At 68.8% G+C, this 13,996-nt stretch carries 13 protein-coding genes; 3 read left to right on the top strand and 10 right to left on the bottom strand.

Annotated elements, in window-relative coordinates; genetic code table 11:
• Nucleotides 1-3: 3 nt before the first annotated feature.
• The gene (locus LQ566_RS07355) at nt 4-1,059 is read left to right on the top strand and encodes a 2,3-butanediol dehydrogenase (protein ID WP_231091395.1); all 1,056 of its coding nucleotides are present in this window, start codon (nt 4-6) and stop codon (nt 1,057-1,059) included.
• A gap of 47 nt (nt 1,060-1,106) precedes the next feature.
• Here LQ566_RS07355 and LQ566_RS07350 read toward each other — a convergent pair whose 3' ends face one another.
• The 4 genes from LQ566_RS07350 to LQ566_RS07335 are packed head-to-tail and all read right to left on the bottom strand — an operon-like array spanning nt 1,107 to nt 5,268.
• A complete protein-coding gene (locus LQ566_RS07350) occupies nt 1,107-1,967 on the bottom strand; it encodes a carbohydrate ABC transporter permease (RefSeq protein WP_231090959.1) in 861 nt (286 codons plus the stop codon).
• Entirely contained in the window at nt 1,967-2,911 is a 945-nt protein-coding gene (locus LQ566_RS07345) for a carbohydrate ABC transporter permease (RefSeq protein WP_231090958.1), read from the bottom strand. The genes LQ566_RS07350 and LQ566_RS07345 overlap by 1 nt, the downstream gene beginning before the upstream one ends.
• Complete coding sequence (locus tag LQ566_RS07340; protein ID WP_231090957.1) at nt 2,908-4,248, bottom strand: ABC transporter substrate-binding protein; 1,341 nt, start codon at nt 4,246-4,248, stop codon at nt 2,908-2,910. The genes LQ566_RS07345 and LQ566_RS07340 overlap by 4 nt, the downstream gene beginning before the upstream one ends.
• A 33-nt stretch (nt 4,249-4,281) precedes the next feature.
• Nucleotides 4,282-5,268 carry a LacI family DNA-binding transcriptional regulator gene (locus LQ566_RS07335; RefSeq protein ID WP_231090956.1) on the bottom strand — a complete coding sequence of 329 codons (987 nt, stop codon included), beginning with the start codon at nt 5,266-5,268 and terminating at the stop codon, nt 4,282-4,284.
• A gap of 138 nt (nt 5,269-5,406) precedes the next feature.
• Here LQ566_RS07335 and LQ566_RS07330 point away from each other — a divergent pair, with 138 nt between their 5' ends.
• The gene (locus LQ566_RS07330) at nt 5,407-6,402 is read left to right on the top strand and encodes an ADP-ribosylglycohydrolase family protein (RefSeq protein WP_231090955.1); all 996 of its coding nucleotides are present in this window, start codon (nt 5,407-5,409) and stop codon (nt 6,400-6,402) included.
• Nucleotides 6,399-7,412 carry an ADP-ribosylglycohydrolase family protein gene (locus tag LQ566_RS07325; RefSeq protein WP_231090954.1) on the top strand — a complete coding sequence of 338 codons (1,014 nt, stop codon included), beginning with the start codon at nt 6,399-6,401 and terminating at the stop codon, nt 7,410-7,412. The genes LQ566_RS07330 and LQ566_RS07325 overlap by 4 nt, the downstream gene beginning before the upstream one ends.
• Here LQ566_RS07325 and LQ566_RS07320 read toward each other — a convergent pair.
• The 6 genes from LQ566_RS07320 to LQ566_RS07295 all read right to left on the bottom strand — a co-directional run bounded on the left by LQ566_RS07320 (nt 7,396) and on the right by LQ566_RS07295 (nt 13,968).
• Nucleotides 7,396-8,418 (bottom strand): aldo/keto reductase, encoded by a 1,023-nt coding sequence (locus LQ566_RS07320; protein WP_231090953.1) that lies wholly within the window; start codon nt 8,416-8,418, stop codon nt 7,396-7,398. The two genes, LQ566_RS07325 and LQ566_RS07320, sit on opposite strands and share 17 nt — an antisense overlap.
• Complete coding sequence (locus tag LQ566_RS07315; RefSeq protein ID WP_231090952.1) at nt 8,415-8,888, bottom strand: MerR family transcriptional regulator; 474 nt, start codon at nt 8,886-8,888, stop codon at nt 8,415-8,417. Before LQ566_RS07315 ends, LQ566_RS07320 begins: the two co-directional genes overlap by 4 nt.
• Before the next feature lie 54 nt (nt 8,889-8,942).
• Nucleotides 8,943-10,850: a glycoside hydrolase family 3 protein gene (locus LQ566_RS07310; protein WP_231090951.1), complete on the bottom strand. Its 1,908-nt coding sequence runs from the start codon at nt 10,848-10,850 to the stop codon at nt 8,943-8,945.
• A 14-nt stretch (nt 10,851-10,864) separates the two neighbouring features.
• Nucleotides 10,865-11,743: a carbohydrate ABC transporter permease gene (locus tag LQ566_RS07305; RefSeq protein WP_372459780.1), complete on the bottom strand. Its 879-nt coding sequence runs from the start codon at nt 11,741-11,743 to the stop codon at nt 10,865-10,867.
• Between the two features lie 3 nt (nt 11,744-11,746).
• Nucleotides 11,747-12,571 (bottom strand): carbohydrate ABC transporter permease, encoded by an 825-nt coding sequence (locus LQ566_RS07300; protein WP_308070624.1) that lies wholly within the window; start codon nt 12,569-12,571, stop codon nt 11,747-11,749.
• 122 nt (nt 12,572-12,693) lie between these two features.
• Nucleotides 12,694-13,968, bottom strand: coding sequence for an extracellular solute-binding protein (locus LQ566_RS07295; protein WP_231090949.1), 1,275 nt, complete (start codon nt 13,966-13,968; stop codon nt 12,694-12,696).
• Nucleotides 13,969-13,996 lie beyond the last annotated feature (28 nt).

Genomic DNA, 13,996 nt, shown 5'->3' with positions numbered 1-13,996 from the left:
ATGATGAAGGCAGCACGATTCCACGCCCGCGGCGACATCCGGATCGAGGACGTCCCGGAGCCCTCCTTGCGCCCGGGGGCCGTGGCCATCGACGTGGCCTGGTGCGGCATCTGCGGGACTGACCTGCACGAGTATCTGGACGGGCCGATCTTCTGCCCGGCGCCGGGGCACCCCCACCCTCTGTCGGGGGAGGAGAGCCCCGTCGTGCTGGGGCATGAGTTCTCCGGCACGGTCGCGGCTCTCGGCGACGGCGTGACGGACATCGCGGTGGGCGACTCCGTCGTCGTCGAGCCGTACTTCGTCTGCGACGAGTGCGCTCCCTGCCGTGCCGGCAACTACCACCTGTGCGAGAAGATGGGCTTCATCGGGCTGTCGGGAGGCGGCGGCGGCCTGAGCGAGCGGATCGTGGTGGACCGGCGCTGGGTGCATCCCGTCGGTGACATCCCCCTGGACCAGGCCGCACTCATCGAGCCGCTCTCCGTCGCCCACCACGCTGTGCGCCGTTCCGGTGTGCGTCCGGGGCAGGTCGCCCTCATCGGAGGCGCCGGACCCATTGGTCTGCTGGTGGCGGCTGTGCTGCACGCCGAAGGCGTGACGGTGATCATGAGCGAGCTCAGCGAGGCCCGAAAGCAGAAGGCCCGGGACACCGGTGTGGCCGATCACGTCGTCGATCCCTCTGAGGTAGACGTTCCCGCCCAGGTGCGGGAGCTCACCGGTGGCGTCGGGGCGGATGTCGCATTCGAGTGCACGAGCGTGAACGTGGTGCTGGACCAGCTCCTGGATGCGGTGAAGCCCACGGGAGTCGTCGTCAACGTGTCCATCTGGGGCAAGCCCGCGCAGATCGACATGCAGAAGCTGGTTCTGAAGGAGATCGATCTGCGCGGCACGATCGCCTACGTGCGCGATCACGCGGCTGTCATTCGCCTCGTGCAGGACGGAAAGGTCGACCTCGCGCCGTTCATCACCGGCCGCATCAGCCTCGACCGCCTGATTGATGAGGGTTTCGACACTCTCATCAATCACAACGAGACCGCGGTGAAGATCATCGTTCACCCGTGAGAGCACGAGGGGCGCGGCACCGGTCGGCGCCGCGCCCCTCGTCGTTCTCAGTTCGCGAGGCCGCCGGAGGCGTAACCCTCGATGAACTTGCGCTGCAGCAGCAGGAAGACGATGACCACAGGGATCGCCATGATGAGGCCCGCGGCGCTCACCAGCGACCAGTCCGTGGTGAATCCCTGCTGGAACGCGTACACCGAGAGCGAGGCGGGCATCGCGTCGCGGTCCTGGAGGAACGTGACGGCGAGCATGAACTCGTTGTACGCCTGCAGTCCTGCGACGAGCGCGGCGGTGAGGATGCCGGGCCAGATCATCGGAACGATCACGCGGAAGAACAGTCGCAGCTCGCCGGCGCCGTCCAGGCGCGCTGCCTCCTCGAACTCGACCGGCAGGCTCACCAGGAACGAGCGGATGAGCAGAGTGGCGAACGGGCTGAAGACGGCCCAGTAGATGATGATCAGGCCGATGCGCTCGTTGTAGAGACCGAGGAACGACCACCACGCCACGAGCGGCACCAGGAACAGCTGCAGCGGCAGCGAGGAGGACACCAGCAGCCACAGGATCCACCCGCCCTTGGCCGGCAGGTCCAGCCGCGTCATCGCGTAGGCCGCCATCGAGGCGATCAGTGCGACGCCCACGGCCGTGGCCACGGCGATGATCGCGCTGTTGAGCAGTGCCCCGCCCATGCGGGCCTGCTCCCAGGCGGTGACGAAGTTCTCCCAGTTCCAGTTCTGGGGGAGCCCGATCGGGTTGGCGGCGATCTCCCGCGACGACTTGAGCGAGTTGCTGGCGAAGACGAGCAGCGGGCCGACGGCGTAAATGCTGAGCAGGCCGACGATCAGCCACGTGATGAGGCGGGGGCGGCGGCGGGCGCGGCGGGCGGGCGCCACGGCGGGTGCGGCGGTAGACATCAGACGTCCCATTTCAGCTTGCGGCGAAGCACCAGGTAACCGATCACGGTGATCGCACTGATCGAGGTCAGCAGCATGGCCACCGCGGACGCGTAGCCCTGGCGGCGGTTCTCGAACGCCTCGCGGTACAGCACGGTGCTGAGCACATCGGTGGAGCCGGCGGGGCCTCCCTGCGTGAGGACGTAGATGTAGTCGAACACCAGGAAAGACCAGATGATCGTCATCAGGGCGAGGAAGACGAAGGTGGGCCGGATGGCGGGGAGCGTGATGCTCCAGAACTCGCGAACGGGGCCGGCGCCGTCCAGTTTCGCTGCCTCGTAGAGCGAGGGATCCACGGCCTGCATGGCGGCCAGGAAGATCACCAGCAGGAAGCCCCACCACTGCCAGGTGTTCACGAAGGCCACCGATCCGAGCGCGAGCGACGGGTTTCCGAGGAAGTTCACGTCGGCCAGGAACGGGATGCCGATGGTGGCGAGGGCGTCGCCGATGCCGCCGTCGGGGTCCATGATCTGGCGCCAGATGGCGGCGGAGATCACCGTGGCCAGCACGTACGGGATGAAGAAGAGGACGCGGAACAGCATCTGACCGCGGCGCAAGCGCGAGAGCAGGAAGGCTCCCACGAGGCCCATCGCCATGGGGACGATGAGGAAGAACACGGTCCAGATGACGTTGTGCCAGAGGGCGTTCAGCACGGCGGCCGAGGTGAACAGCTCGGCGTAATTGTCCAGACCCACGAAGCTCGGCGAGTTGAGCCCGTCCCAGTCGGTGAACGACAGCAGGATCGAGGCCGTGCCGGGGCCGGTGATGACCAGCAGGTTGACGAGGAGCAGCGGCGCCACGAACGCCCAGGCGATCAGACGGCGACGGCGGCGCAGTGCGGAACCCCGGCGACGGGCGGGCGCCGCAGCGCCCGCCCGTGCCGAGGTGGGGGAGCTGATGGTCACTCGCGTCCCGCCGGGGTGAACGGGGTCAGTGTGCTCCCCGCGTCATGCTCCTTCTGGAACGCCTGCTGCAGGCCCTCCAGGTACGCAGCGGAGGTGACATCGCCGGTGACGACCTTGTCGAACTCGCTGATCAGGTACGCGTCGGTCTTCGGTGGGAAGAACGTCCAGGTGGCGTAGCCCACGTTCGTGGTCTCCGGGATCGCCGTGTACAGCTCGACCGTGCGCTTGTCGATCTCGGCGGGGAACTGGTCGGCGGTGATCGCCAGCGGAGGCGGGTTCTCGCCGGTGCGCGCGGTGTACTCCAGCGCGCGGTCGGCGTCTCCCACGAGGTAGTCGATGAAGGACGCGGCGGCGTCGGCGTTCTTCGACTCCGCGTTGATCGACAGTGCGGTACCGATGGCGAGCGGGTAGACCCCCGGCTCGACGGCGTCGCTCAGCGACGGCAGCGGTGCCCACGCCCAGTCCTCGGGGTCCTCGAACACCTGCGACATCGAGTTGAACGCCCACGTTCCGCTCATGTACATCGCCGTGGTGCCATTGGCGAGGCCGGTGATGTTGGCGGTGTCGTCGGTGGTGAAGTACGACTCCGAGCCGCCGGCCAGCCAGCCCTTGTCGATCCAGCTCTTGACGAGGTCGATCGCGCCGACGAACTCCGGATCGGTGAACGCGGCGTCGCCGGTGAGCACGTCGTAGAGCTTGTCCGGTCCCACGGCGGCGTTCAGCACGGCCGTGAGCAGCCACTCGCTCATGCCCTGGTAGCCGGCGTTGCCGCCGCCCAGCGGTACGAGGCCCGCCTCGGCGGCGGACGCGGCCACCGTCTCGAACTCGGACAGCGTGGTCGGAGCCGTCCAGCCGTGCTCGGCGAACACGCTCTTGTTGTAGTAGAGCACCATCGACCCGTAGCCGGTGGGAACGGAGGACAGCTTGTCGTCGACCTTGCTCAGCTCATACGCCCACGGCAGCAGCTTGTCCTGCCAGTCGTACTTCTTCGCGTACTCGTCGAGCGCGATGGTGCGTCCGGCACGGGCGAAATCGGAGGCGGAGGACGGGCCGTCGGCGTAGATCACGTCGGGCGCCTGACCGGCGGCCACCGCGGTGTCGGTGAGCTTACCGATGGTGGTCAGCTCCTTGACCTCCATCTTCACCGGCGTCTGGGCTGCGCCGTTGTAGCCGTCGACGAAGATCTCCTGGAACGCCTTCTCCGTGTCGGGGGAGTAGAAGGCGCCCCAGTAGGTGAGGTCGGAGCCCGAGCGGCCCCCTCCGGTGCAGGCGGTCAGCGCGAGCGCGGTGGCGGCGACGGCGCCGACCGCGGCGAGGATGCGCGTGGTTCGTTTCATGTCTCTCTCAGATCGGGATTCAGGGGTGGGGGATCAGGCGGATTCGCGGATGATGAGGCGGTGGGAGAGCACGACCGTGCGCGTCACGTCGGTGACGTCGGCGTCGAGTCGCTCCAGCAGCAGGCGGGCGCAGGCGCGCCCGATCTCGCGAGCAGGGTTCTCGATGGTGGTGAGGGCGGGACTCACGAGCGAGGCGGCCTCGATGTCGTCGTAGCCGGTGATCGCGAGGTCGGCGGGAACGGACAGGCCGTGCTCGCGGGCCGCGTCCAGCGCGCCGATCGCGATGAGGTCGTTCGCGGCCACGATGGCGTCGGGACGCACCTCACGAGCCAGCAACTCGGAGGCCGCACGGTGGCCACCCTGTCGCGTGAAGTCTGCGAACACCACGTCGGCGGCCTCCGCGTCTCGGCCGGCAGCGTGCAGCGCGCCGCTGTAGCCCTCCAGTCGCTCCTGCGTGGGAGTGGCGTCTTCGTCGCCGCCGATGAAGGCGATGCGCCGGTATCCGCGCTCGATCAGGTGCTCGGTGATCTCGCGGGAACCCGCGACGTCATCGGTGTGCACCACGTCCCCGGCGCCACCGCGTGGCGAGCCGAGGAGGACGAAGGGGATGTCGGCGCCCTGGAGCGCGGCGAGGTCTTCGTCGGTCAGCCCGAACGGGGCGGCGACCATGGCGTCCACTCGTCGCGACATCAGCTGGTGGATCGTGGTGCCCGGGCGGTGTCCGCTGCCCACCTCGGTGATGGTGAGCAGGATGTCACGGTCCAGGAGCACGTCCTGCATCCCGGCGCCGACCAGCGGATAGAAGGGGTTCGTCAGACTCGGCACGATCAGTGCGATGGTCCCGGTGCGCCCGCCGCGCAGTTGCGACGCGCCCGGGTGGGGGCGGTAGCCGAGACGAGCGATGGCCTCCTCGACCCGGGCACGCGTCGCCGGGGCGACGGGGCGCTTGCGGGTGAGGACCTGGGACACGGTGGACACGCTCACACCGGCCGCCTCCGCCACATCGCGGATCCCTGCCATCTCGTCCTCCCGTGACGCTCAGCACGCAAAAGGTTTTGCACTACGATGCATATTATCGGCAGGTCCTGAGAATGCAACACCGTCGTTTCTTGGAGTCTTGACCGTCCCCATTCGCAAAACGTAATGAGCGGAGACCTCATGACTCTGGATCGTGCGCGCGGCTCGCTGCTCGGGCTGGCGATCGGCGACGCCATGGGCGCCCCCACCGAAGGCATGACCCTGCCCGCCATCCGCGAGCGATGGGGGCGCGTCACCGGCTTCCTCGAGGAGGATGCGGCCGGAACGGATGACACCGAGTACGCGGTGCTGTGCGCTCGCGGTGTCCTCGCTGCCGGCTCCGCCCTCACCTCGCAAAGCGTCGCGGCCACGTGGACGGACGCGCTCCAGCACCAGAGCGGCGGGTTCCACGGTGCCGGCTTCAGCGAGATGATCGCGATCGCCAATCTCCGTGCCGGGCTGCAACCGCCGCAGAGCGGACAGCGAAACGCCGAGATGTGGAGTGACGGGGCCGCGATGCGTGTTGCCCCCATCGGCATCTACGCCGCGGGGGATCCGGACCTGGCGCGGCGTCTGGCCGCGGCCGATGCCGAGGTGAGCCACTCCCGCGACGGCGTCTTCTGCGCCCAGTCCGTGGCGGCCGGCGTCGCCGTGGCGATGACCGCCGATTCCGTCGACCCCGTCATCGACGCGATGGTCGACGCCCTGCCCACGGACTCCTGGTCGGCGCGCCTGGTGCGCCGTGCGCTGCAGATCGCAGAAGACGCCCCTGATCTGCTCGCCGCCGAGGAGGCGCTGTTCGACCAGATCCCGCTGCGTCACTACATCTGGGCCGATGTCGCGCCCGAGGCCGTGGCGCTGTGCGTCGGTCTCCTCCGTGCCACGAACGGCGGTCTCGACGTCATCGAATCGGGCGTCAACATCGGCCGCGACTCCGACACCATCGCCGCCATGGGCGGCGCCGTCGCCGGTGCGCTGCACGGGATGAGCGCGCTGTCCGCCGCGCAGGTGGAGCAGGTCCGCTCCGTGGCCGGCCGCTGCATCGCGGCGACCCGCGGCACCGACCTCATCGATCTCGCGGACGCGCTGGTGCAGCGCTCGATCACCGACCGGACCGGCCAGGAGGCGGCACGATGACCGAATCGATCACGATGGAACGCGCCGTACGCGCCGCCCACGGCCTCGCCCTCGGCGACGCGCTGGGTCTGCCCGCCAGCGAGCATCGGACGGTCCGCGATCCCTGGGTGCGATCCATGCTGCGTCAGGGCGCGAGCGATCTCGACCGCGCGCGCGTGCTGCGTCCGGTCGCGCCGTTCGTGCTCTCCGCCACGGGCGCCGCACCAATGACACCCACCGATGACGCCGAGACATTCGCGGTGATCGCCCGGGTGCTCCTTGCCGTGGGCGCCGATGCCGATGCCGACGCCATGTTCGACGCGTGGCTTCCGCAGGTGTCCGGGGACGATGTCTGGATGAGCGCCGCGCAGCGCTCCGCGGTTCTCAACGCCGCCGCCGGGCTCCGCCCGCCCCAGACCGGTGCGGACAACCCCGCCTTCTACGACGACAGCGCCCTCCCCGGCGCCGTTGCCGTCGGCATCGCGGTCACCGATCCGGCCCGCGCGGCGCAGACCGCGCGCGCCCTGGCATCTGTGACGCACGACGGTGGGGGAGTGGTCGCTGCCGGTGCTGTGGCCGCACTCGTCGCAGCGCTCGTGGGTGGTGCCGCGCTCACGCACGCCATCGCGCTCGCGGTGGGGGAGATGGAAGCGGACGACTGGCTTGCCGACGGCGCACGCGACGCGTTCGCGATCCTCGGGGAGGCGCCGACTCCGTTCGCGGCGATCCCGGAACTGATCGCCCGCTTCGCTCCGCGCACCTACAGCCACCCCGGCACCGTGGCGGAGACGCTGCCGCTCGCGCTGGCGCTCGTGAGCGCCACGGAGGGCGACCACGAGCGGGCGCTTCCGCTGGCCATGACGGTCGCGCGACACCAGGACAGTCTTCCCGCCCTGGTCGGCGCCATGTGTGGTGCGGCGGGAAGCGCCATCGACGGTGCACTGATCGACGAGCTGTCCGGCGTCACCGTGCCGGCTGTCGCCGGCGTCTCCCTCGCCGCGGTGGCGCGGGAGCTCAGCTCCCTGCGCTGAGCCCCCGCTCGCGCGTATCGCTCGTCCAGTTCGGGTCGTCGAAGTCGGAACGATTCCCGACGACCTGGCCGGACAGCGCATCCAGCGTCCGCAGCTGCTCGTCCGTCAGTACGAGATCCGCTGACGCCGCGTTCTCATCCACGCGGGAGGGCTTGCGCGTACCGGGGATCGGCACGACAGGAAGGCCCAGCAGCGTCCCCTGGGCGCGAAGCCACGCCAGCGCGACCTGAGCGGGAGTGGCCCCGAGTTCGGCGCCGATCCCCCGGAGTGCGCGGACGACCGCCTGGTTGGCGTCGAACGCGTCGCCGCGGAATCGTGTGAGCCCAGCGCGCCAGTCATCGGCGAACGTCGCGGGATCGCTCAGCGTCCCGGTGAGGAATCCCCGGCCCAGGGGCGAGTACGGAACGAACCCCACCCCGAGTCCCGCGGCCATCGGCGCGACCTGACGCTCGACGTCACGGCTCCACACCGACCACTCGCTCTGCACCGCCGCGATGGGGTGCACCGCGTGGGCGGCGTCGAGCTCGGCCGCCGTCACCTCGGAGAGTCCGAGATGGCGCACCTTGCCGGCTGCGACCAGATCGGCCATCGCGCCGACGACGTCTTCGATGGGGACGGTCACGTCGCGACGGTGGAGGTAGTAGAGGTCGATCGTGTCCACCTGGAGCCGAGCGAGGGAGGCGTCGATCGCCTGCGCCACATACGCGGGATCGTTGCGGGCGCGCATCGTCTTGCGGGCGATGGATCCGGTGATGCCGAACTTCGTCGCCAGCTGCACCTCGTCCCGGCGGTCGGCCAGTAGGCGTCCCACCAGACGTTCGTTGTCGCCGTCGCCGTAGATATCGGCGGTGTCGATGAAGGTCACCCCGGCATCGACGGCGTGATGGAGCGTCGCGAGGGCCTCCTCGGGGTCGGCGTCACCGTAGACACCGGAGACGGCCATCGCTCCGAAGCCGATGGCGCTGACGTCGAGGCCATCGCCCAGGATCGTTCGGGGAGTGGTCATGCGGGCATTCCTTTCCTTTGCTGGACGGCGATCTCGGCCGAGACCGGGTCGCCATCGCAGTCGAGCTGTTCCGAGATCAGATGCCGATAGTGGGCCGCCTTGTCATCGAGCGCACGGAGCGCATCGTTCAGCGCGGCCTGACGCTCCTCGATGCGGCGCCGGTGGCGCTGCAGGAGATCGAGGCGGCGACCATGAGTGGCAGCGCCGCCGGCGACGAGTCGTGCGAACTCGCGCATGTCCTCGGTCGGCATGTCGCTGTCGCGGAGCTTGGCGAGCATCACCACCATCGCCACATCACGCTCGGAGTACGCTCGTCGTCCGTCCGGGCGGCGGGGAACCGTGGGGAGAAGGCCCTCCTTCTCGTACCAGCGCAGCGTGTCCTGGGACAGTCCGCTCAGCTCGGCGACGTCCCGGATCCCCAGGGACGGGGCGTGCGCCACGGGTGCCGTGGCGCTCGTGTCAGTGCTCATGTCGGCCACGCTAACTCCTGGAGCGCACTCCAGCGCAAGGCGCTGATTGCGGTACTAGCTCCATGCCGCCGGGATCGTCTTCTCCGCGTTCCCTCGCCCGAAATCCTGCAACCCGTGTCCCCGCGGGAACAGCGCGTCCGCGGGCTCGCCCGGCACGTCCGGGAATGCCTGCCGCACACTGTCCATGCTCCGGGGGATGTCCACCGGCAACCGGCCCGCAGGCACCACCTGCCCGGAGAGGCCGGCGAGCAACGCAGCATCGGAGACGCCGAAACACGCCACGATCGCGCGGGCGAACGCCGTGAACGGTGTCAGGATGCCCGGGCGGTCCATATCGACGACGAGCACGAGCGGGCACGTCTCGGCGATCCGCGCCAGCCTCGCGACCAGGCCGGGCCGGAACTCCAGGGATCCCTGACGGAATCCGCTCTCGAGCAGAAGATCGTCGCGGGGCTCGTAGGGCGCCGGAATACGGACGAGTGCGAGGTCCGCGTCGTCCGGAGACGCCACCTGCTCGCCGTACCGGGCCACGACGTCGGAGGCCACCCCTTCGACGTAGAGCCGGGGCCGGGAGCCGTCACCGGCGAACGGCAGCACGCCGTCGTTCGTGAGCACGACCTGCGACCGGGCCTGAGCGAGAAGTCCCAGGCGGCGGAACTCCTCGTTGCCGACGATCTTCTCGGCGGCGGTCTCGTCGACGTACGGGTCGTCGAAGAGGCCGAGCTCGAACTTCGTGCGGAGGATCCGGCGCGCCGACGCATCGATGCGGTCCTCCGCCACCAAGCCGCGCTCGACCGCCTCGATCAGCAGTTCCACGCACTCCTCGCCGCCGAACTGGTCGACTCCCGCGTGCAGCAGCTTCACCATTCGCTCCAGCGGAGTCAGCTCCTCCACGCCCCAGGCGCGCGCCGGGAGCAGTTTGTCACCGACATGGTTGTCGGTGATCAGCTCCCAGTCGGAGACGATCACGCCATCGAACCCGAGCTGCTCGCGCAGCAGGCCGGTGAGGATCTGGCGGTTGTAGGCGAACCCCACCTCCTCGATGGGCTCGCCGTCCAGCACCAGCCCGACGGGCATGCCGTAGTACGGCATGATCGCGGTGGTTCCCGCGGCGATCGCATCCCGGAACGGGGCGAGGTGTGCCTCGAAGTTGCCGCCGGGATACACCTGCTCGCGTCCATAGGGGAAGTGCGGATCCTCGCCATCGAGCTGCGCGCCGCCACCCGGGAAGTGCTTAGTCGTGGTCGCGACGCTGTCCGGCCCGAGGCGCGGGCCCTGGAAGCCCTCAACGTAGGCGCGGGTGTACGCACGCACCCGCTCGACGTCGCTGCCGAACGTCTGCAGCTGGCGGCCCCATCGCGCCTCGGTCGCGAGGTCGACCTGCGGATGCAGGGCCATGCGCAGGCCCACGGCGCGGTACTCGGTGCGCACGATCTCGCTGAAGCGGGTGATGAGAGCGAGGTCACCGAGCGCAGCGAGGCCGAGCATGTCCGGCCACTGGGAGAACGGTCCGCTGGTGAAGGCGACGCCGCTGTTCTCGGTGAAGGAGTGGCGGGGATCCGTGCTGAGGGTGACCGGGATCCCATGCGGCGTTTGCTCCGCGAGAGCCTGGATCCGGTTGTTCCAGCGTGCCGCGGCGCGGGAGGAGGGGATGGCGTGGATGTTGAACGCCGAGAGGCCCTTGTCCACCACCGCGGTCCTGGTCGCGGACTTGGCGAAGACGCCGACGTCTTCGAGGAGCTCACCGTTCGGGCCCATCTCGATGACGGTCTGGAACAGCAATCCGGCCTTCTCCGCGAGGGAGAGACGGGAGAGCAGGTCGGCGGTGCGCTCCTCAGCGGTCAGTCGCGGATCCTCATAGGGATCCAGCACGCCGTTGCCGTTGAGGTCCCGGAACGGGGTTCCGTCCGGGGCGGTGCGCCGATGAAGCCGGCCGGTCGTGTCGGTGTCGGTGTCTGTCATGAGTCGCCCCTCGCTCATTTCAGGCCCGTCGTCGCGATGCCCTGGATGAACCACCGCTGCAGGAAGGCGAACAGCACCAGGATGGGAGCGATCACCAGCACGGACCCGGCCAGCAGCAGCCCGTAGTTCGTCGAATGCTGACCGGTCGAGTACAGCGAGAGCGCGATGGGCAGCGTGTAGAGGTCGGCGGACTGTGAGACCACCAATGGCCACAGGAAGTTGTTCCACGATGCCAGGAAGGTCAGGATCGCGAGCGTCGCCAGTGCGGGCCCGCAGAGCGGAAGCACGACGCGGGTGAAGAGTCGCAGTTCGCTGGCGCCGTCGATGCGCGCGGCCTCGAGCAGCTCGTCCGGAATGTCGGAGATGAACTGCCGCATCAAGAAGACGCCGACGGGGCCGGTGAGGAAGGGCAGTACGAGTGCGGCGTAGGTGTCCAGCAGCCCCAGTTGTGCAGTCTGCACGAACAGGGGGACGAACGTCACCACCCCGGGGACCATGAGCGTGAGCATCACGAGCCCGAAGAGCAGACGCTTTCCAGGAAAGCGCATCTTCGCCAGCGCGTAGCCCACCATCGAGCAGAACAGGAGGTTGCCGATCACCGTCACCGTCGCCACGATGACGCTGTTCAGGAAGAACTTCGAGAAGTCGAGCTCGGCGAACCAGGTCACGTAGTTCTGCCCGGTGACCTGTTCGGGCCAGAACGTCGGCGGGCGACGGAGGATCTCGCCCTGCGTCTTGAGGGACCCGAGCAGCATCCAGGCGAACGGGATGATCCACACGACCAGGCCGACGACGAGAACGGTCGTGACCAGCGTGCGGGCCCGGGGCCGACGCCGGTCGCGACGTGGGCTGGCGGTGTCGCTCGCCCGGGAATGGGGTGCGGTGAGAGTCACGGGTTACTCCTTCGTGCGCAGCAGCCGGAACTGCAGCAGGCTGAGCAGGGCGACCAGCAGGAACAGGATGTAGCTGGCGGCGGATGCGCGCCCGTACTGTCCGACGCCGAACTGCTGATAGGTGTAGAAGGCGACCGACAGCGTGCGATCCAGCGGGCCGCCGCCGGTCATCACGAATGCCTCCTCGAAGAACTGGAGGTAGCCGACGGAGATGAGCACCGCGCCGAGGAGGATGGTGGGGCGCAGCATCGGCAGGGTGATGCTGTAGAAGCGTCGCCAGGCGCCGGCGCCGTCCACGGTCGCGGCCTCGAGCAGATCACGCGGGATCGATTGGAGACCGGCGAGGAAGATCACCATGAGGGTGCCGACGTTGCGCCATACGGCGAGCATGATCAGTGACGGCAGTGCCCATACCGGATCGTTCAGCCAGTTGACGCCGGGAATGCCGAACACTCCGAGGGTGGCATTGAGCAGCCCATCGGGCTGGAGGATGTATTTCCAAGCGACCGAGACGGCCACGATGCTCGTGACGGCCGGTGCGTAGTAGCCCACACGCAGGACCGTGACGATCCGCCCGCGTCCGGTGTTGAGCCCGACGGCGAGGGCGAGAGCGGTGATGATCGTGACCGGGATCCCGATCACGACGAACAGCCCGGTGACGGACAACGACGTGAGGAAGCGGCGATCGGTGAGCAGGGAGGCGTACTGGTCGAGTCCCACGAAGTCGACCGCGAGAGGGGACTGCAGATCGCGGGAGGTGATGTCGGTGAACGACATCGCGAAGGACCCGCCGATGGGCGTCAGCATGAAGACGGCGAAGATCGCCACGAAGGGCAGGCAGAACATCCAGGCGACAAGCGCCTGCCGGTGCCGGTGAGATGAGCGGCGGCGCCCGACCGGCGCCGTGCCCCGCGGGAGCGGGCACGGCGGGTAGTGCTGGGGAGCGTCATCTAGCCGAGCCCGATCTGATCTGCTTGCTGCTGCAGACTCTCCAGCGCGTCCGGAATCGAGACCGTGCCCTTGCGGATCTGCTCGAGGGTGCTGTCGCCGATCGCGAAGACCTGCTCCAGCGTCGGCGGGGTCGGGATCGCGAGCGCCGTCTTCAAAGCCTCGCCGACGGCGGCGATGCGAGTGTTGTCCGTCAGGGCGGGCAGTTTCCAGGCGGCAGGTCCCGGCGGCAGGTCGCCGGTCGCCTCGAAGAAGCGGGCCTGGATCTCCGGCTCGCTCAGCCAGTGCACCAGCTTCCACGCCGCGGTCGGGTTCTTCGCCTTCTCGAAGACACCGAGATGCGATCCGCCCACCACCGAGACCTGCGTGCTGTCGTAGGGCAGCGGTGCCAGCGCGTACTGGCTGTCGAAGTCGGCACCCGCGATCTGCGTTATCGCTCCCTGCCCTGCCGGCGTGGCGACGAACATGGGGGTGGCGCCCGACACGAAGTCCGCGGGCATCTGGGCCGGGGCGGGGTCGGAGTTCGGATCGACGAGGCCCTTGTCGAACCAGCTCTTGTAGAACTCCATCGCGTGCTGCCACTCCGGCGTGGTGAAGGTCCACTTCTCGCCGTCCTCGAGCGTCGCGCCTCCCGTGAACGGGATCCACAGGTTGCCGAGGAAGGAGCTCGGCCCGGTGTACAGGCGCATGCCCCACTGCGCTCCGGCCTTGCTCTGGTAGGCGGCGGCCAGCTCCTGCACGTCGTCCCAGCTCTGCGGCGGGTGGTCCCATCCCGCCTTCTCCGCCAGGTCGGTGCGGTAGTACAGCATCGGGACGTCGGCGTACCACGGCACGGCGGCCCACCGATCATCCACGGTGGTGCCCTCGATGGTGCCGGGGAAGTAGTCGTCCGCCGAGAAGTTGTCGGGCACGGTGGCGAGAGCCGGGGCGAACTCCGACATCCAGCTCGATCCGATCATGGCGACATCCGGCGTCGCGCCGCCCGCGATCGCGGTCTGCAGCTTCGAGTGGCCCGCCGCCCACGGCACGGCGGTGACGTTCACCGTGACGTCGGGGTTGAGCTTCTCGAATTCCGCGATGAACGGCTTCAGCGCGTCGGCCTCGGACCCCATGGTCCACATGGTGACCGTTCCCGTCGCGGGGCCGTCGTCGATGGCGGTCGCGGGTGCGGACTCCGAGGAGGTCCCCTCCTCGGAAGCCCGCCCGCAACCGGTCAGCACGAGCGCCGTCGCAAGGATCGCGGCCCCCACCGCGAGCGTGCGTTCCTGATATCTCATAACTCCTCCTTGAGTTCGAACGTGTGGA

Origin of the sequence: Microbacterium nymphoidis, assembly GCF_021044885.1 — a bacterium.
Taxonomy (GTDB): Bacteria; Actinomycetota; Actinomycetes; order Actinomycetales; family Microbacteriaceae; genus Microbacterium; species Microbacterium nymphoidis.
Note: the sequence above shows the minus strand (reverse complement) of the source record. Positions and strands in the feature narration are given on the sequence as shown.